The organism is Stenotrophomonas sp. GL_111 (assembly GCF_057835245.1).
In genome coordinates this window covers 2005381-2024735 of sequence record NZ_CM174421.1, presented here as the reverse complement: position 1 = coordinate 2024735, position 19355 = coordinate 2005381, and the positions used below count along the sequence as shown (strand labels likewise).

General features: G+C 67.3%; 16 protein-coding genes. 15 read left to right on the top strand and 1 reads right to left on the bottom strand.

Annotated elements, in window-relative coordinates:
- Position 1: 1 nt before the first annotated feature.
- From motD to AC3IPM_RS09225, 15 genes are all read left to right on the top strand, one after another.
- Complete coding sequence (gene motD, locus AC3IPM_RS09295) at positions 2–997, top strand: flagellar motor protein MotD (protein ID WP_489303717.1); 996 nt, start codon at positions 2–4, stop codon at positions 995–997.
- A gap of 4 nt (positions 998–1001) precedes the next feature.
- Positions 1002–1784 carry a ParA family protein gene (locus tag AC3IPM_RS09290; protein ID WP_489303715.1) on the top strand — a complete coding sequence of 261 codons (783 nt, stop codon included), beginning with the start codon at positions 1002–1004 and terminating at the stop codon, positions 1782–1784.
- Entirely contained in the window at positions 1781–3055 is a 1275-nt protein-coding gene (locus AC3IPM_RS09285) for a chemotaxis protein CheW (protein WP_489303713.1), read from the top strand. Before AC3IPM_RS09290 ends, AC3IPM_RS09285 begins: the two co-directional genes overlap by 4 nt.
- Positions 3056–3125: 70 nt before the next feature.
- Complete coding sequence (locus AC3IPM_RS09280) at positions 3126–3434, top strand: STAS domain-containing protein (RefSeq protein ID WP_489303711.1); 309 nt, start codon at positions 3126–3128, stop codon at positions 3432–3434.
- Positions 3431–3796 carry a response regulator gene (locus AC3IPM_RS09275; RefSeq protein WP_489303709.1) on the top strand — a complete coding sequence of 122 codons (366 nt, stop codon included), beginning with the start codon at positions 3431–3433 and terminating at the stop codon, positions 3794–3796. The genes AC3IPM_RS09280 and AC3IPM_RS09275 overlap by 4 nt, the downstream gene beginning before the upstream one ends.
- Before the next feature lie 65 nt (positions 3797–3861).
- Positions 3862–5835: a chemotaxis protein CheA gene (locus AC3IPM_RS09270; RefSeq protein WP_489303707.1), complete on the top strand. Its 1974-nt coding sequence runs from the start codon at positions 3862–3864 to the stop codon at positions 5833–5835.
- 558 nt (positions 5836–6393) lie between these two features.
- A complete protein-coding gene (locus tag AC3IPM_RS09265; protein ID WP_489303705.1) occupies positions 6394–8634 on the top strand; it encodes a methyl-accepting chemotaxis protein in 2241 nt (746 codons plus the stop codon).
- A gap of 173 nt (positions 8635–8807) precedes the next feature.
- The gene (locus tag AC3IPM_RS09260; protein ID WP_489303703.1) at positions 8808–9590 is read left to right on the top strand and encodes a flagellar brake protein; all 783 of its coding nucleotides are present in this window, start codon (positions 8808–8810) and stop codon (positions 9588–9590) included.
- 624 nt (positions 9591–10214) lie between these two features.
- Positions 10215–10703, top strand: coding sequence for a chemotaxis protein CheW (locus AC3IPM_RS09255; RefSeq protein WP_489303701.1), 489 nt, complete (start codon positions 10215–10217; stop codon positions 10701–10703).
- Between the two features lie 147 nt (positions 10704–10850).
- Complete coding sequence (locus AC3IPM_RS09250) at positions 10851–11234, top strand: hypothetical protein (protein ID WP_489303699.1); 384 nt, start codon at positions 10851–10853, stop codon at positions 11232–11234.
- Positions 11235–11330: 96 nt separating this feature from the next.
- Positions 11331–13706 (top strand): methyl-accepting chemotaxis protein, encoded by a 2376-nt coding sequence (locus AC3IPM_RS09245; protein WP_489303697.1) that lies wholly within the window; start codon positions 11331–11333, stop codon positions 13704–13706.
- 193 nt (positions 13707–13899) lie between these two features.
- On the top strand, positions 13900–16182 hold the full coding sequence (locus AC3IPM_RS09240) for a methyl-accepting chemotaxis protein (RefSeq protein WP_489303695.1): 2283 nt from the start codon (positions 13900–13902) through the stop codon (positions 16180–16182).
- 53 nt (positions 16183–16235) lie between these two features.
- Complete coding sequence (locus tag AC3IPM_RS09235; protein WP_489303693.1) at positions 16236–17102, top strand: CheR family methyltransferase; 867 nt, start codon at positions 16236–16238, stop codon at positions 17100–17102.
- Complete coding sequence (cheD, locus tag AC3IPM_RS09230; RefSeq protein ID WP_489303691.1) at positions 17099–17695, top strand: chemoreceptor glutamine deamidase CheD; 597 nt, start codon at positions 17099–17101, stop codon at positions 17693–17695. The genes AC3IPM_RS09235 and cheD overlap by 4 nt, the downstream gene beginning before the upstream one ends.
- A complete protein-coding gene (locus AC3IPM_RS09225; protein WP_489303689.1) occupies positions 17692–18762 on the top strand; it encodes a protein-glutamate methylesterase/protein-glutamine glutaminase in 1071 nt (356 codons plus the stop codon). Before cheD ends, AC3IPM_RS09225 begins: the two co-directional genes overlap by 4 nt.
- Here AC3IPM_RS09225 and AC3IPM_RS09220 read toward each other — a convergent pair.
- The gene (locus AC3IPM_RS09220; RefSeq protein WP_489303687.1) at positions 18684–19247 is read right to left on the bottom strand and encodes a TonB family protein; all 564 of its coding nucleotides are present in this window, start codon (positions 19245–19247) and stop codon (positions 18684–18686) included. The genes AC3IPM_RS09225 and AC3IPM_RS09220 overlap by 79 nt on opposite strands.
- Between the last annotated feature and the right edge of the window lie 108 nt (positions 19248–19355).

The following is a 19355-nucleotide window of genomic DNA, read 5'->3' as shown; positions in this document are numbered from 1 at the left end:
CATGGCCCGTCGCAAGCATCACGAAGAGCATGCCAACCATGAGGCCTGGGCGATCCCCTATGCCGACCTCATGACGCTGCTTCTTGCCTTCTTCGTGGTCATGTATGCCATCTCCTCGCTCAACGAGGGCAAGTACCGGGTCATGGCCGACGCGTTGACCACCGCCTTCGGTGGCGCCCCGCGCACCATCAATCCGGTGCAGGTGGGCAACCAGCAGGTCCAGGGGGGCGGCTGGGACAGCCCCTCGGTGATCAAGGCCGGCAACCGGGTCGGCCCGTCCGCGCCGGCGCCCTCCAACGATCCCACCCTGCTGCCGGCGATGGCCTCGCAGATGCGCATGCCGGTGTCGGTGCGCAACCAGGAACAGCTGCAACGTGCCGAGCGCCAGCTCAACACGATTGCCGACCGCCTCACCGCCACGCTCGCCCCGCTGATCGAGCGCGGCATGATCACCGTGCGCCGCACCGAGCTGTGGATCGAAGTGGAGATCAACAGCGACATCCTGTTCCCCACCGGTTCGGCCTCGCTGGACATCCACGCGCGCGACACCCTGGCCAAGCTGGCCCAGGTCCTGCACGACGCCCCCAACGGCGTGCGCGTGGAAGGCCACACCGACAACATCCCGATTGCCACCGCGCTGTTCCCGTCCAACTGGGAACTCTCCGCCGCCCGTGCGGCCAGCGTGGTGCACCTGTTCGCCGACCAGGGCCTGCAGCCGTCGCGGCTGGCGATGGTGGGCTACGGCCAGTTCCGCCCGCGCGAAGACAACGCCAGTGCCGAAGGCCGCAACCGCAACCGCCGCGTCATGGTGATCATCCTGGCCGATACCGCGCAGGGCGTGGACCCGATCGGCACGCAGTTGACCGCCGAGACCGCCGCCGCAGGAACGGGCAAGACCGCCGCCCCTGCTGCTTCCCCCATCACACCGGTGCGTCTGCCACCGGTGCCGGCCGGCAGCCGTGTTGGCGCCGCCGTTCCCCCTGCAATGAAGGAGTGAACCGATGCGTATCTGGGCAATCGCCAATCAGAAAGGTGGCGTCGGCAAGACCACCACCTCGCTCGCGCTCGGCCGCGGCCTGGCCACGCTCGGCCATCGCGTACTGCTGATCGACCTGGATCCGCATTCGTCGCTGACCCGCGCCTTCGGCGTGCCGCTGGATCCGCCGCCGCCGGGCGTGCTGGAACTGTTCGCCGCGCCCCCGGCCGAGCTGTCCACGCTCAGCCACCACAGTGACATCCCCGGCCTGGACTACGTCTGCGCGCAGGCGGCACTGGCCACCCTGGAACGGCGCAGCGCCAACCAGCCGGGCCTGGGCCTGGCCCTGCAGAACGCACTGGCCCGGCACCAGGGCCAGCACGACTACATCCTGCTCGACTGCGCGCCCACGCTGGGCCTGCTGATGATCAACGCGCTGGCCGCGGCCGACCGCCTGATCATTCCCACCCAGGCCGAGCCGCTGGCCCTGCACGGGCTGGACGGCATGGTGCGCACCGGCGAGATGGTCGAGCGTTCGCGCCGTCGCACCCTGCCGATGTCGATCCTGCCGACCCTGTTCGACCGCCGCACCCGTGCCGGCAACGAAACCGTCAAGCAGATGCAGGACAAGCACGGCCTGCGCGTCTGGGAAGACGCGATTCCGGTCGATACGCGCATCTGCAACGCCGCCAGCCTGACCGTGCCGCCGCAGTCCGAGGATTACCCCGGCCGCGGCCTGGCCGCCTACCGGCGCGCATTGGAATGGATCCTGGCCGATGACGCGCTGCAGATGGAGCGCGCGGCATGAATACCGCCGGCGTCCTGGACGACTACCTGGAGCAGTTGCTCGGCGACGCCGTGCCGGCAGTGACTGCGGCACCCACCGTGGCCGATGCAGCGCCCGTGCCGACCGCCGTACCTGCCGAACCCCTTGAAGCCGACGCCGAAGAAGTCGCACAGGCCATCCGCGCCGAATTCAGCGTGCTCGACACCCCCGCTGACGTCGACGCGCTGGCGCCCGAGCACGCGCCCGACGCCGCGCCCGCCTTCGATACCCCGACCGCCGCCGGTTCACCGGGCATGCTCGACCTGCTCGACGAACTGATGAACGACCCCCCATTGGGTCCGCCGGTGGAGCCTGCGGCCGCCGTGCACGACACCCCGACGTCGCCCGGCTCGCCGGGCATGTTGGATCTGCTCGACGAACTCATGAACGACCCCGCGTTGGGGCCGCCGGTCGAGACCGTGGCCGCCGCGCACGAAACGCCGACGTCGCCCGGCTCCCCCGGGAACCTGGACCTGCTCGACGAACTGATGAACGACCCCGCGCTGGGTCCGATCATGGCCGCCGCCAGCGATGCGCGACCCGACTGGGGCGACCTGCCCGAAGAGGTGCTGCACGACAGCGCGCCTGCGCCGGTCGCCGCACCGGTCGCCGCAACGGTCGCAACACCGCCAGCGCCACCCGCCCCAGCTCCCGCACCCGCGCCTGCGCCTGCGCCTGCACCTGCACCAATGACGCGCGCCGCGCCAGCCGCGCTGCCTATTCCCACCTTCACCGCGCCTTCGGCCCACAGCCGCCCGGGCAGTTGGCAGGAGCTGCAGGCCCAGGCCCGCAACCCGGCCTCCAGCCCGCGCGAGAACCGTCGTGCCAGCGAGCGCACCTCGCGCTGGCTGCGCCTGCGCTGTGGCGCCCAGGCCTATGCGCTGGAACTGCTGAAGGTGCAGGAAGTGGTGTTGCCGGTGCCCCTGCTGCCGTTGCGCGGCACCGCCCCGGCAATGCTGGGCATCATGAACCTGCGTGGCCAGGTGGTCCCGGTCATGGACCTGGGCGTCCACCTGGGCGCCGGCCCGGCCCAGGAAGACGCCAACACCCGCATCGTGGTGCTCGAAGAGGAAGGCGAAACCATGGGCCTGCGTGTCTCGGCGGTGGAGGATGTCGCCAACCTCACCGATTCGCAGATTGAACCGCCCGACACCGCGCGCATCTGCCAGATCTCCAACGACCTGTTCCGCGGCGTGGCGCGCGTCACCGCGCAGCCGATGATCCTGCTCGATGCCACCCAGCTGCTGAGCTGACCGCTCCTTTCCCTAAAGCTTCCCCGGTTCAGGCCGTTATAGACCATGGAACCGTTTGTCCGGAGCAACGATGAGCACTGTGGCCCTGGGGACTGATCTCGGTATCGAGACCAGCACCGAGCTCAAAACCCGCCTGGCCCCCCTTGTGGACCAGGCCGGCGAACTGACGCTGGATGCCAGCGAAGTAAGCCGTATCCATACCGCAGCAATGCAGGTCCTGTGCGCATTCGTCGACGCCCGCCGCAAGGCAGGCCACCCGACCGGATTCGACGGTTGCACTGCCACCTTCCGTGATGCCGCGCGCCTGCTCGGTGTCACCCAGGCCCTGGGCCTGGACGCAACCCATGACAACCTGAAATCTGTGGAGAACGCTGCATGAGCGCACGTATCTTGGTGGTGGACGATTCGGCGTCGATGCGCCAGATGGTCTCTTTCGCCCTCACCTCGGCCGGCTTCACCGTCGAAGAAGCCGAAGACGGCGCGGTCGCGCTCGGTCGCGCCAAGGGCCAGCGGTTCAACGCGGTGGTCACCGACGTCAACATGCCCAACATGGATGGCATCTCGCTGATTCGTGAGCTGCGCCAGCTGGCCGACTACAAGTTCGTGCCGATGCTGATGCTGACCACCGAATCGGCCGCCGACAAGAAGTCCGAAGGCAAGGCCGCCGGTGCCACCGGCTGGCTGGTCAAGCCGTTCAACCCCGAACAGCTGGTCGCCACCGTGCAGAAAGTGCTGGGCTGAGCCCAACACCGCTTCCCCGTTTTCCGTTTCACCCCTTCCCCTCCCGCAACCGGACCCGACGCACCATGAGCATGGATCTGCAACGTTTCCACGCCACGTTCTTTGAAGAAAGCCGCGAGGGGCTGGACGCAATGGAAGCGGGCCTGTTGGCGCTCGAATCGGGCCAGCAGGATCCTGAGATCATCAACTCGGTGTTCCGCGCCGCGCACTCCATCAAGGGCGGCGCGGGTACCTTCGGCTTCGATGCGATCGCCGCGCTCACCCACGTGCTGGAAACGCTGCTGGACGAACTGCGCGCCGGCAAGCGCGCACTGGAAGCCACCGCCGTGGACGCCATGCTGTCCTCGGTGGACGTGCTGCGCGCCCTGCTGCGCGAAGCCGAACACGGCCAGCCGGCCGATCCGCAGGCGGTAGCCAGTATCAAGGCACGCCTGGAAGCGGTGCTGTCCGGCCAGGCCGCCAGCGCCACTGCTGCCCCGGTCGCGGCCAAGGCCGATGACATCCCCGAAGCGTGGCAGATCGGCTTCGTGCCCTCGCCGTCGCTGTTCATGAGCGGCAACGACCCGCTGCGCATCATCCGCGAGCTCGAACACCTGGGCTCGCTGCAGGTCGCCGCACGGCTGGAACGCCTGCCCGGTTTCGACCAGCTCGATCCGCTCGAGGCCCACCTGGCGTGGGACCTTGGCCTGGTTGGCAAGGTGCCGCGCAGCAAGATCGAAGACACCTTCGCCTGGGTCGTGGACGACTGCGAACTGGACATCCGTCCGGCCGCACCGCCGAGCCTGGCGACCAACGCCCCGGCCACCCCGGCACCGGTGGCCGTTGCCGCAGCGCCCGCCGCCGCACCGGCCGCTGCCGCCGCACATGAAGCGGAAACCTCGATCCGCGTGGCGGTGGAGAAGGTCGATGCGCTGATCAACCTGGTCGGCGAACTGGTCATCACCCAGGCCATGCTCAAGCAGGTCTCGCATGCACTGGACCCGGTCCACGCCGAGCAGCTGTTTGCCGGCCTGGACCTGCTCGAACGCAATACCCGTGACCTGCAGGAAGCCGTCATCGGCGTGCGCATGCTGCCGGTGGACGCAGTGTTCCGCCGCTTCCCACGCCTGGTCCGCGACCTCTCCTCGCGCCTGGGCAAGCAGGTCCGCCTGCGCACGATTGGCGAAGGCACCGAGCTGGACAAGGGCCTGATCGAAAAAATCGCCGATCCGCTCGTGCACCTGGTGCGCAACTCGATCGACCACGGCCTGGAAATGCCCGACATCCGTCGCGATGCCGGCAAGGACGAAACCGGCACGATCACCCTGGCGGCGTCCCATCAGGGCGGCCACATCGTGATCGAAGTCAGCGATGACGGCCGCGGCCTGAACCGCGACAAGATCCTGTCCAAGGCGCTCGAGCGTGGCCTGAGCGTGCCCGACAACCCCACCGACGCGCAGGTCTGGGACCTGATCTTCCAGCCCGGCTTCTCCACCGCCGATGCCGTCACCGACCTGTCCGGGCGTGGCGTGGGCATGGACGTGGTCCGCCGCAACATCCAGGCGCTGGGTGGCGAAGTACAGCTGGAAAGCAAGGCCGGCAATGGCACCCGTGTGCTGATCCGGCTGCCGCTGACCCTGGCCATCCTCGACGGCATGACCGTCTCTGTCGCCGGTGAAACCGTGATCCTGCCGCTGGCCTATGTGCTGGAAGCATTGCAGCCGCAGCCCGAGGACGTACGCACCATGGCCGGCGAAGGCCGCGTGCTGCGCGTCCGTGGCGAGTACCTGCCGATCCTCTCGCTCAGCGAGTACTACGGCTTCGGTGGGCGCACCAAGGACGATTCACTGGTGGTGGTGGTCGAAGGCGATGGCCAGAAGATCGCACTGGAAGTGGACGAACTGGTTGGCCAGCAGCAGGTGGTGGTCAAGAACATCGAGAACAACTACCGGCGCATCAGCGGTGTGTCCGGCGCCACCATCCTGGGCGATGGGCGCGTGTCGCTGATCGTGGATATCGGCGGCCTGGTGCGCTCGCTGCGGCTGCCGCTGGCGGCTTGATATTTCGCAATCGCGAAATATCCCCAAGGTTTGCTCAGCAAAGCTTGGGCGCCACCTCACAACCTTCCAACACCCCGCGCCTGTCGGCGCGCCCCCGCTACTAGCGGGGGCTTCCTGGTCTGCGGTGTAGGTAGTGCCGGCCGCTGGCCGGCTGCTCATTTTCCGTGGAGCCGGCCAGCGGCCGGCATTACCTGCTTTGCTGCTCTTTGTTCCGTGAAGCCGGCCAGCGGCCGGCACTACCGCCGCTGCTGTTTCGCGCCTGGCGCTCAGAAATGTGATGTCCGACGCCGCCGATACGCGCGCGTATTGAATCGCTTTCTGCTCGCATAAAGCGAAAGCCCCGGCGTTGCTTGCTTATGCAACCAACACGGCGCGGCGGCGGTTCGGCCGATCCGCTGAAAAAATGTGAACTCGAACACTCAAGTTGCACCCGGACAGCGCCGTTATCCGCAATAGCGATGACGCCAACATCGCGCGCCTGCTCCTCGCCTTCCGATCCGATCTCCTTCGCCCAGCACCCCACGGCTGCGCGCCACCGCCCTGCCCGGAGTTCCAACCATGAAGTGGTTCCACGATCTGCCCATCGCCCGCAAGCTGGCAGTTGGCTTCACCCTCACCACCCTGATGACCGTCGTGCTGGGCGCGTTCGCCCTGGTCCGCCTCAATGGCGCCAATGCCGAACTGGGCGCGATGGCCAGCAACGATATTCCCTCGGTCCAGCACCTGGGCGAGGTGCGCTCGCAGCTCGGCGAATTCCGCACCTACGAAATGGCGCAGGTGAGCATGTTCGACCAGCCCGAAAAGGTCGCCGACTACCACACCCGCATGGACAACACCGCCAAGCTGGTCCGCGACGAACTGAGCGCCTACGCGGCGCTGCCGGCCGGTGATCGCGAGCGCGCCCTGTACGCCAAGGTAGCCGCCGATCTTGAGGCCTACTTCGGTGCCAACAAGGAGCTGCGCGCCGCCGTTGCCGCCGGTGACGGCGCCCTGGCGCGCCAGATCTCCGACGAGAAGTCGCGCCCGGCACGACGCCAGCTGTTCGACCACCTCAAGGAGCTGGGCGCCTTCAGCAACAGCCTGATGGACAGCAAGATCGAGGCCGCCAACGCCACCCATCGCACCAGTGTGATCGCCATCGTGGCCTGCATGGTGCTGCTGTCGCTGGTGGCCGCCGCGCTGGCCGTGGTGATCTCGCGCGTCATCACCCGTCCGCTCGGCCAGGCCGTGCATGCGATCAAGTCGGTGGCCCGCGGCGACCTCAGCGTCAACATCCGCGCCACCAGTGCCGATGAAGCCGGCCAGATGCTGGCCGCCACCGGTGAAATGACCAGCATGCTGCGCCGCTACTCCGAGGAGACCCGTCAGATGGCCGCGATGCACGCCGGCCCCGACATCTCCCACCGCATGCCGGTGGACTTCCCGGGCGTGTACGGCGAGCTGGCCGTGGGCACCAACACGGTGGTGTTCGACCACCTGGACGCGATCAAGGACGCCATCACGGTGCTCAACCAGTACGCCGCCGGCGACCTGTCGCAGAACGCGCGCCGCCTGCCCGGCAGCCGCGCGATCCTGCACGAGTCGATGGATGCGGCCAAGGCCAGCCTGCTGGCGATCAACACCCAGATCCAGTCGCTGGCCCAGGCCGCCGCGGCCGGTGATTTCAGCCAGCGTGGCGATGCGCAGCGCTTCGATCACGATTTCCGCACGATGATCGAGCACCTCAACACCATGATGCAGGTCGCCGACGGCAACCTGTCCCAGCTCTCGCACCTGCTGCAGTCCATCGCCAACGGTGACCTCACCGCCCGCATGCACGGCCAGTTCCACGGCGTGTTCGCCAGCATGCGTGACGATGCCAACAGCACCGTCGCCCAGCTGACCCAGATCGTCGGCCGCATCCAGCAGGCCTCCAGCAGCATCAGCACCGCGGCCGGTGAAATCGCCTCGGGCAACAACGATCTCTCGCGCCGTACCGAGCAGCAGGCCGCCAACCTGGAAGAGACCGCCGCCTCGATGGAGGAACTCACCTCCACCGTGCGCCAGAACGCCGAGCACGCCCGCCAGGCCAACCAGCTGGCGATCGGTGCGGCATCGGTGGCCTCGCAGGGTGGCGACGTGGTGGGCCGCGTGGTCAGCACCATGCACGAGATCGACGAATCCTCGCGCCGCATCGCCGACATCATCACCGTCATCGACGGCATCGCCTTCCAGACCAACATCCTGGCCTTGAACGCGGCCGTGGAAGCGGCGCGTGCCGGCGAGCAGGGCCGCGGCTTCGCCGTGGTCGCCTCCGAAGTGCGCACCCTGGCCCAGCGTTCGGCCAGTGCCGCCAAGGAGATCAAGGGCCTGATCGATGAATCCGTCGGCAAGGTCGCCGAAGGCTCGCAGCTGGTCAACCAGGCCGGCGCCACCATGGGCGAGATCGTCGCCTCGGTGCAGCGCGTTACCGACATCATGGCCGAAATTTCCGCGGCCTCGCAGGAGCAGTCGGCCGGCATCGAGCAGGTCAACCAGACCGTGGTGCAGATGGATGAAACCACCCAGCAGAATGCCGCGCTGGTGGAAGAAGCCACCGCCGCCGCACGCTCCATGGAAGAACAGGCCGGCGATCTCACCGATGCGGTGTCGATCTTCAAGCTGGACGGACAGGCCGCCCCGGTCGTGGTCGCTGCTGCTGCCCCGGTGCGGCACACCGCTCCGGCAGCGGCACGCCGCCCGGCGGCCCCCACCCCGGCCCGGCGCCTGCCGGCACGTGAGCCGGCCATGGCCCACGATGGCGACTGGCAGGAGTTCTAAGCCGTCCCCGCCGAGCCACGCTTGATCCACGACACCCCGCTTCGGCGGGGTGTCGTCGTTTCAGCGGCGATGCAATTCCTGCATTCACCCTACATAATTGTGATGGAGTGCCGATAAACGGACAGAGCCCCGGCGTCCTGTGATGCCGGCACCCGCCCAACCCAGCAGATTCCATGTCCGAAGGCAGCCTTCCCGAACACGACGGAACCCACGCCGCGCATGACGACGGCACGGACGACCGGTTCCTGGTCCGCAACCCCCGCCAGATCCGGCAGTTGCTGCAGGCGCTGATCGACCAGCGTTCGTTGATCAACGCGCATATCGATGGGCGCGACCAGTCTTTCCCCACCGCCATCCTGGAGCTGGACGAAGACGAGGACGTGCTGCTGCTCGACGGCAGCCCCGCGGAAACCTCCAACCGTGCCGCCGAACAGGCCGACCACCTGCTCTGTTTCGGGCAGCTGGAACGGGTGATGGTGCGCTTCCGCCTGGATGGGCTGGAACGGGTGCGCAACGAGGGCCACATCGGCTTCCGCGCCCCCTTCCCGGCCGAGATGGTGCACCTGCAGCGGCGCGAGCTGTACCGCCTGGAAACCCCGATCACCGACTCCCCGCAGCTGATCCTGCCGATCAACGAAGACCGCCGCGAACCGCTTTCGCTGCGCGTGGTGGACATCAGCGGCGGCGGCCTGGCCGTGACGGTGCCAGTGGACTGCAACGTCTTTGGCCTGCAGAAGCGCTACGACCTGTGCCGGCTGGAGCTGCCCGACAACAGCCCGATCACGCTGTCGCTGGTGGCCTGCAACATGCGCGCGCAGAAGCTGCCCAACGGAGTGGAAATGAAGCGCGTCGGCCTGCGCTTCGACACCCTGCCGCGCGGCGCGGACAGCGCGATCCAGCGCTACATCTTCCGCATCGACCGCCAGCGCAGCGCTCGCAAGAATGGGGAAAGTTGATTTCGATTTTGGGCTGACTTTTTACGTCAAAAGCGGCGGTTGGGTGCTGCGGGGCTGGGTCGGTGTGGCTGGGTAGACGGGGCACGCTGCAAGTACGTCCATGTAAGCTCCGTCGGCGCATCCATGCGCCTCAGGGCCCCCTCTACCCAACCACACCGACCCGCTGACAGATTCCCGGCGCCTTGTTGAGAGCAACAGCCCGCAGCGGTGGGGTTGAGGTGCCGAGCATGGCTCGGCACTACCCACAAAACCCAGGCAGGCGACGCATTGTGCTCCGGCTCCGGCTCTGGCTCTGGCTTAGCTTTAGCCTTCGCCTTTCCATGGGCACCAGCCACCGGTCGAGGGGCTGGCGTGTGCGGGTTGTTGGGACCATGAGGCGCATGGATGCGCCGCCTGAGCCTACACGGACGTACTTGCGGCGTGTCCCGGCAACCCGCACACGCCAGCCCAGCCCGCGACCAAGCAACGCCCACCGGCTGTGGCTGTGGCTGTTGCAGTTGCTCCGGCTCCAGCTCCAGCTCCAGCTCCAGCATCAGCTCAACAACTAAAGTCGCCCCGATCCAGGCCGATATCCAGCGTGACGCCCGGTTTTTCGACCGCCACGCCCGACCCAGGATCCCCTCGATGAACGACCACAATCCCAACGCCGCCAGCAGCGGTGGCGAGTACCTCAGCTTCACCCTCGGCGCCGAGCACTACGGCGTGGACATCCTCAAAGTCCAGGAAATCCGCGGCTACGACTCCGTCACCCGCGTACCCGACGCACCGGATTACATCAAGGGCGTCATCAACCTGCGCGGCACCATCGTCCCCGTCATCGACCTGCGCCTCAAACTGCGCCTGGAAAATGCCACCTACGACGCCTTCACCGTCATGATCGTCCTCAACGTCGAAGACCGCGTCGTCGGCATCGTCGTCGACAGCGTTTCCGACGTCATCCCGCTCAGCGCCGAACAGATCCGCCCCACTCCCGAATTCGGCGCCGCCGTCGACACCCGCTTCATCTCCGGCATCGGCACCCAGGACGATCGCATGCTGATCCTCCTCGACATCGAAACCCTCCTCGACAGCGCCGACATGGGCCAGCCCAACCTCGTCGAAGACGCCGCCTGACCCCATGCCACCCCACGCTCGCGTGTGGGCCATGTGAAAAAAGTTCTTCAGTTCCGCTCAGCACGGCCGATAGCTGGTTCAGAACCCGGCCGTCCAGGGCTGCCCAAGGCCGGGCCAACTTGTCCAACTCCCCGGAGAAATTCCCCGATGAAGTCCCTGCTTGCGTTGTTCTCGGTTGCCGTGCTCGCCACCTCTGCCTCGTCCGCTTTCGCCCAGTCGGCCGACATGATTCCGCCGGAGATGGCAGCACGCTCCGTCGGCAAGGATGGCATGGTCTGCGGCAAGGTCGAAAAGGCCCGCTACGCCGAAGGCTCCGAAGGCCAGCCCACCTTCCTGTACATGGGCGGCGCCTTCCCGCGCCACACCTTCTCGGCCCGCATCGCCGGCGCCAACCGCGGCAAGTTCAGCTTCCCGCTCGAATCGCTGGAAGGCAAGACCGTCTGCGTGATCGGCAAGATCGCCCGCGACGCATCGCGCGCTGAAATCGAAGTCAGCTCGCCGGCCGGCCTCAAGCTCGCCAACATCAAGTAATCCGTCGTACGCCCTGCCACGCCGGCATTGGCCGGCGTGGTCGCTGCAACCGGGCACGACGCCCGGACGCGTTTGCCACTGGAGACTGCATTGCCCATGCCCTGGATCAACAACCTCAAACTGATGCCCAAGTTGATGCTGACTTTCGGCGTCATCCTGCTGGTGATGCTGCTGCAGGGCATCGTGGCCTATCGCGGCCTGTACTCATTGAACAACGTCACCACCGAATTGGCCGGGCACCGGATGGAAAGCATCCGCCTGGCCGGCGAACTGCGCGGCATGGTCGGCGAATATCGCAACTCGGCCTATCAGGGCCTGATCCGCGCCAGCGACGACGTCAAGGCCGACGCCAAGAAGCGTGCTGCCGAACTGCGCGGCCAGATCGACGTGGCCGTCAAGAAATACCCCGAACTGATCGACAATCCCCAGCAGAAGAAGCTGTTCGACACCTTCGCCAAGGATTGGGCCGCCTCGCTGGCGTCCTACGATTCGGTCAGCGAAATGCTGGAACTGGACCTGCCCGACGATGCCGTGGACACCTTCGTGGGTGAAACCCGCGCCAAGCATCTCCAGGCCTCCGCGGCTCTTGAAGCGCTGATCGCCGAAGACAACCGGCTCGCCCGCGCCTCGCGCGACGAAGCCGAATCCACCTATGCCGCCTCCGCCACCCTGACCGTCATCGCCCTGCTCGGCGGTGCCGCGCTCGGCCTGGTGCTGGTGTGGCTGTTTGCCCGTTCGCTGGTGGGCAGCGTGCGTGGCGCCGTTTCAGTGGCCAATGACGTGGCCGGCGGCAAGCTCGATGGCCACATCGACCTCAGCCGCAAGGACGAAGTGGGCGACCTGCTGCAGGCGATGCAGCGCATGCAGCGCGACCTGCGCGAGCGCACCGAGACCGACCAGGCCATCGCCCGCGAGAACCTGCGCATCCGCACCGCGCTGGACTACAGCTCCACCGGCGTCTACCTCACCGACGACAGCCTCAACATCGTCTACAGCAACCGCGCCCTGCAGCACACCCTGACCCAGTACGAAGCGGAGATCCGCAAGGACCTGCCCGACTTCGACGCCAGCGCTTCGCTGATCGGCAGCAAGGTCAGCGTGCTCGAGCACGGCGGCGAAATGGATCAGAAGACCCTCGCCCAGCTCAAGCAGCACGGCGTCAGCCGTCGCCCGATGCAGTTCGGCGATGCCCAGTTCGCCCAGGTCGTGTCCTCCATCGCCAACGAAGACGGCCAGACCGTCGGCCATGTCGTGGAATGGCGTGACCGCACTCCCGAAGCCCTGGTCGAAGCCGAAGTCGCCCGCGTCATCGCCCAGGCCGCCGCCGGCGACCTGTCCGGCCGCATCGATGCCGAAGGCAAGGATGGCTTCTTCCTGCAGCTGGCCCAGCAGATCAACGGCCTGCTCGACGCCAACGCGGTCAGCATCGAACAGATCTCCAACCTGCTCGCCGCGCTGTCTCAGGGCGACCTGAGCGCACGCATGCATGGCGACTTCCAGGGCGTGTTCGCCCGGATGCGCGATGATGCCAACGCCACCGCCGAACAGCTCAGCGGCATCGTCACCCGCATCAAGCACTCCAGCCAGGCCATCAGCTCGGCCGCCAGTGAAATCGCCACCGGCAACAGCGATCTCTCGCACCGCACCGAGCAGCAGGCCGCCAACCTGGAAGAAACCGCCGCCTCGATGGAGGAACTCACCTCCACCGTGCGTCAGAACGCCGAACATGCACGCCAGGCCAACCAGCTGGCCATCGGTGCGCACACCGTCGCTTCGCAGGGCGGTGAAGTGGTCGGCCAGGTGGTCAGCACCATGAGCGCGATCCAGACCTCGTCCAAGAAGATCGCCGAAATCATCTCGGTCATCGACGGCATCGCCTTCCAGACCAACATCCTGGCCTTGAACGCCGCCGTGGAAGCAGCCCGTGCCGGTGAGCAGGGCCGCGGCTTCGCCGTGGTCGCCTCCGAAGTGCGCACCCTGGCCCAGCGTTCGGCCGGTGCCGCCAAGGAGATCAAGGGCCTGATCGACGACTCGGTCGGCAAGGTCAACGAAGGCTCGGCCCTGGTCCACAAGGCTGGCGCCACCATGGGCGAAATCGTTGCCTCGGTGCAGCGCGTGACCGACATCATGGCCGAGATTTCCGCGGCCTCGCAGGAGCAGTCGGCCGGCATCGAGCAGGTCAACCAGACCGTGGTGCAGATGGACGAAACCACCCAGCAGAATGCCGCGCTGGTGGAAGAAGCCACCGCCGCCGCGCGCTCCATGGAAGAACAGGCCGGCCACCTCAGCGATGCGGTGTCGATCTTCAAGCTCGACGAGCATGATGCGGTCGTCGCGCAGACTGCCTACGCCGCCGCCAGCACCCCGGCCCCGCGTGCCGCACGCCCGGCCGCTGCCGCCGCGCCGGTCCGCCGCGCGCCGGCACGCCCGATGGCCACCGAGCTGGCTGACGGCGACTGGCAGGAGTTCTAAGCCGCCGCGCACTGGCGCGTCACGGATGTTTCCCCAGGCCCCGATGCACCCGCATCGGGGCCTTTTGGTTGTAGCGCGCCGCGCTTGCCCCGGCCAAAGCTGAATACGCTCAGCCACCGCACCTCAACCGTGGCGGCCTGCGGCCGATAACTGCATTGCCTCGACACGTTTGTCGACCCAAGACGCCCTGCCCATGAATCTGATCAGCCGCTGGAACCAGTACTTCTCCAACCTGTCCGTCAGGCGCAAGCTCAACCTGCTCACCGCCTTGATCGCCGTCGGCGTGATCGCGCTGGCCGTGATCGCCGCGCGCATGCAGTACCTGGACCTTACCGACACCCGCAAGGACAGTCTCAAGATCCAGGTCGAGCTGACCTACGGCATCCTCGACCACTACCACGGCCTGGCCAAGAGCGGCGAGCTGAGCGAAGCGGCGGCCAAAGACGCGGCACTGATGGCGCTGCAGCGTATGCGCGCCGACAACGATGCCTATTACTACAGCGTCTACGACACCGGCTACCGCGTGCTGATGCACCCGTTCCGCAAGGACCTGATCGGCAAGGACATGAAGGACTTCCGCTCCGAAGACGGCGTGCGGTTGTTCCACGACATGGTCGAGGTCGCCGGCCAGGGCGGCGGCGTGGTCTCCTACAAGTGGGCCAAGGCCGGTGCCGAAGGCCTGTATGACAAATCGTCCTACGCGGGCCTGTACAAGCCGTGGCAGTGGGTGATCAGCAGCGGCGTCTACATGGACGACGTGCAGCAGCAGGCCCTGGTGTTCACCGCGATCATGGCTGCCAGCGGCGGTGCGCTGGTGCTGATCGTGCTGGCGCTGAGCTGGCTGATCGGCAACCGCATCACCCTGCCGCTGCGCCAGGCCACCAGCGTGGCCGAGAGCATCGCCCGCGGCAAACTGGACAGCCGCATTGGCGAGCAGGCGCACGACGAACCCGGCCGCCTGCTCGAGAGCATGGCGCGCATGCAGCAGCAGCTGCACGCCGTGATCAGCGGCCAGCGCGAAATGGCCCAGCAGCACGACGCCGGCCAGACCAGCTTCCGCATGGATGAGTCGGCCTTCCCCGGCGAGTACGGCCTGATGGTGCATGAAACCAACACCCTGGTCGGCGCACACGTGCAGACCATGGACGCGGTGCTGCAGGTCGTGCAGCGCTACGCCGTGGGCGACCTGGCCGCCGACATCGCCCGCTACCCGGGCGAGAAGGCCGCCATCACCGCCACCGTGGATACGGTCAAGCACAACCTGGCCAGCATCAACAGCGAGATCAAGCGTCTCGGCGCGGCCGCCGCCGCCGGTGACTTCAGCCAGCGCGGCGATACCGCCCGTTTCGACCACGACTTCCGCCTGATGATCGCCAACCTCAACGCGATGATGCAGGTCAGCGACGACAACCTGGGCAAGCTCTCGCAGCTGCTCTCGGCCATTGCCGAAGGCGACCTCAGCGTGCGCATGCAGGGCGATTTCCAGGGCGTGTTTGCGCGCATGCGCGACGATGCCAATGCCACCGTCGCCCAGCTGACCCAGATCGTCGGCCAGATCCAGACCGCCGCCGGCAGCATCAACCAGGCGGCCGGCGAGATCGCCAGCGGCAACAGCGACCTCTCGCGCCGTACCGAGCAGCAGGCCGCCAACCTGGAAGAAACCGCCGCCTCGATGGAGGAACTCACCTCCACCGTGCGCCAGAACGCCGAGCATGCGCGCCAGGCCAACCAGCTCGCCATCGGTGCGCATGGCGTTGCCACCCAGGGCGGCGACGTGGTCGGCCAGGTGGTCACCACCATGAGCGCGATCGAAGCCAGCTCCAAGCGCATCGCCGAGATCATTTCGGTGATCGACGGCATCGCCTTCCAGACCAATATCCTGGCGCTCAACGCCGCGGTGGAAGCGGCGCGTGCCGGTGAGCAGGGTCGCGGCTTTGCCGTGGTCGCCTCCGAAGTGCGCACCCTGGCCCAGCGTTCGGCCGGTGCGGCCAAGGAGATCAAGGGCCTCATCGACGAATCCGTGGCCAGCGTCAGCGACGGCTCCGCGCTGGTGCGCAAGGCCGGTGCGACCATGGGCGAGATCGTCGCCTCGGTGCAGCGCGTCACCGACATCATGGCCGAGATTTCGGCCGCCTCGCAGGAACAGTCGGCCGGCATCGACCAGGTCAACCAGACCGTGGTGCAGATGGACGAAACCACCCAGCAGAATGCCGCGCTGGTGGAAGAAGCCACCGCCGCCGCCCGCGCGATGGAAGAACAGGCCACCCAGCTGGCCGATGCCGTGGCCATCTTCCGCCTCGACAACCACGTGGCCGCAGCGGTCAGCGCCGTGACCGCACGTATCGGCGCACCTGCCGCCGTCCGTGCAGCGCCACCGGCGCGGCGCGCGGCTGCCAGCCCCGCTGCGCGCGCCCAGCCGGCCCCGCGCGTGGCGCGCGCACCGGTCGCCGATGAAGGCGACTGGCAAGAGTTCTGATCGTGCCGCGGCGGCCACCGGCCGCCGCCTTCCCTCCCCTTTCGAGTGCGCCCGTGTCCACGCCTTCTGCACCTGCTGCTGCCACCTCCCAGAACGGTCGCGAATTCGAGTTCGCCGACCGTGATTTCCGCCGCGTCTGCGACCTGATCTACCAGCGTGTCGGCATCTCGCTGGCCCCGGCCAAGCGCGACATGGTCTATGGCCGGCTGTCGCGCCGGCTGCGCGCGCTGGGCCTGCGCAACTTCCAGGACTACCTGGACCAGCTTGAAGCGCACGGCGGCGAGGAGTGGCAGGCATTCACCAATGCGCTGACCACCAACCTCACCGCGTTCTTCCGCGAACCGCACCACTTCGAGAAGCTCACCGAGGAGCTGCGCACGCGAGGTGGCCACGGCACGCTGCAGCTGTGGTCGTGCGCGGCCTCCACCGGCGAAGAGCCCTACTCGATGGCGATCACCGCCTGCGAGACCTTCGGCACGCTCAAGCCCCCGGTACGCATCCTCGCCACCGACGTCGACACCCAGGTACTGGCCACCGCCAGCCGTGGCGTGTACGCCATCGACCGTGTCGCCGGGCTGGACCCGGCGATCAAGAAACGCTATTTCCAGCGTGGCAGCGGCCCCAACGACGGCCAGTGCCGGGTCAATCCCGCGCTGCGCGACCTCATCGACTTCCGCCCGCTCAACCTGCTCGCCAACCGCTACGACGTCGGCGGCCCCTTCGACGCCCTGTTCTGCCGCAACGTGATGATCTATTTCGACAAACCCACCCAGCGCGGCATCCTCTCGCGGCTGATCCAGCACATGGGCGACGATGGCCTGCTCTACACCGGCCATTCGGAAAACTACCTGCACGCCGCCGACCTGATCCAGCCCTGCGGGCGCACCCTGTACAAACGTGCGCCGGGGGCCCCGGCATGAATCTGGCGGTCCGCAACGACGATGTCATGCGTTACTTCGACAGCCGCTTCAAGGTCACCGCGGCCAAGCTGCTGCCGACCCAGTACCTGGTGGTCGACGACGACACCGCGCTCACAACCACGCTGGGCTCATGCGTGGCCGCCTGCCTGCGCGACCCGGTGCTGAAGATCGGCGGCATGAACCACTTCCTGCTGCCCGAGGGCAACGTCGGCGATGGCGCGCCCGCGCGCTACGGCAGCTATGCGATGGAACTGCTGATCAACGATCTGCTCAAGCGCGGCGCGCACCGCAAGCGCCTGGAAGCCAAGGTCTTCGGTGGCGCCAACGTGCTCAAGGGCTTCACCAGCAACCCGGTGGGCACCCGCAACGCCGAGTTCGTGCGCCAGTACCTGCAGGCCGAGCACATTCCGGTATTGGCCGAGGACCTGTGCGGCATCCATCCGCGCAAGGTGTGGTTCTTCGCCACCACCGGCCGCGTCGTGGTGCAGCGCCTGCCGCATGCCCACGAAGCCGAAGTGGCCGCCACCGAATCGGCGGTGCGTGCGCGCCTGTCCAAGGCCCCGGTCACCGGTGGCGTGGAGCTGTTCGAATGACCCAGAACGGCCCTTGCCGCGTGCTGATCGTCGACGACTCCGCCGTGGTGCGGCAGATGCTCAGCGAGATCCTCGCCAGCGACCCCGGCATCGAGGTCGTTGGCACCGCCGCCGACCCGCTGCTGGCACGCGAGAAGATCAAGCGCCTGGCCCCGGACGTGATCACCCTGGACGTGGAAATGCCGCGCATGGACGGGCTGGCGTTCCTGGAAAACCTGATGCGCCTGCATCCGCTGCCGGTGGTGATGATCTCCTCGCTGACCGAGCGCGGTGCCGACACCACCCTGCAGGCACTGGCACTGGGCGCGGTGGATTTCGTGTCCAAGCCGAAATTCGACGTGTCCCGTGGCCTGCAGGGCTATGCCGAGGAAATCATCGGCAAGGTCAAGATGGCCGCGCGCTCGCGCGTGCGCACCCTGGCTCGCCCGATCACCCCGCGGGTCACCCTGGACACCCTGGCCCCGCGTGCCACGCCACGCACCATCCAGTTCCGCACCACCGACCGCCTGATCGCCATCGGCGCCTCGGCCGGTGGCACCGAAGCCCTGCGCGTGGTGCTCGAGGGCATGCCCGCCGACGCCCCCGCCGTGGTGATGACCCAGCACTTGCCCGCCAGCTTCAGCACCCCGTTCGCCGAACGCCTGGACCGCCACTCGGCCATGTCCGTGCGCGAGGCCAGCGACGGCGAAGCCGTGCTGCCCGGCCACGCCTACCTGCCACCCGGCGGCAAGCACCTGCGGATCATCCGCGACGGTGCGCGCTGGCGCTGCCGGGTCGACGATGGTCCGGCCGTGAACCGGCACAAACCGGCCGTGGACGTACTGTTCCGCTCGGTCGCCGAATGCGCCGGCAGCAATGCCATCGGCGCCATCCTCACCGGCATGGGCGATGACGGCGCGCGTGGCCTGCTTGAGCTGCGCAACGCCGGTGCCCCCACCCTGGTGCAGGATGAAGCCACCAGCGTGGTCTGGGGCATGCCCGGCGCCGCCTACAAGCTGGGCGCCACCGAAGAAATGGTGCCACTGGAACGTATTGCCGAACGGCTGATGGCGATGGCGCGGGGGTAATCGGATGCGGCGTTCGCCGCAGCAACCGGCGTGGGTTCGGCCGGTTCTTCCTGCGTCGCCGCCGGCTCCGGATCGCAGGTCACCAGACAGAACGACACCGGCAGACGCACGATGCCGGCCACGCGCTCGCCGTCACGCACGGCCACCCGATACTCCCAGCGCTCGCTTACCTTGAGGTAGGCGGCATCGATGGCGGCCCAGCCGCTGCTGCGGATGATCGCCGCCGACGTCCACTTGCCCTGCGCATCCACGTGGATTTCCAGCGTCAGCGATTTGGTGCCCGGTGGCACCGTCTTGTACACCGCCGCGGCGAAGCGCGGCGGATTGTTCGCCATCGAACTGATACCCACGGCCGGCGGCTCTTCGTAGGCAGATGCAGCGAAAGCAGCGCACAGTCCCGCCATGGCCATCAGCAACGTCGCGAACGGGCGAATCGAACGACGGCTAACGCCGTCGGGTGTGAAAGATACAGCGGTGAAATGCATGGGACGATCCAGATCAGTACGGCAATAGCAGAACATGCAACAACGACATTTGCCACCAGGTAGTGCCACGCCATGCGTGGCAGCAACCCTCCACGTTCGATCTGCGTC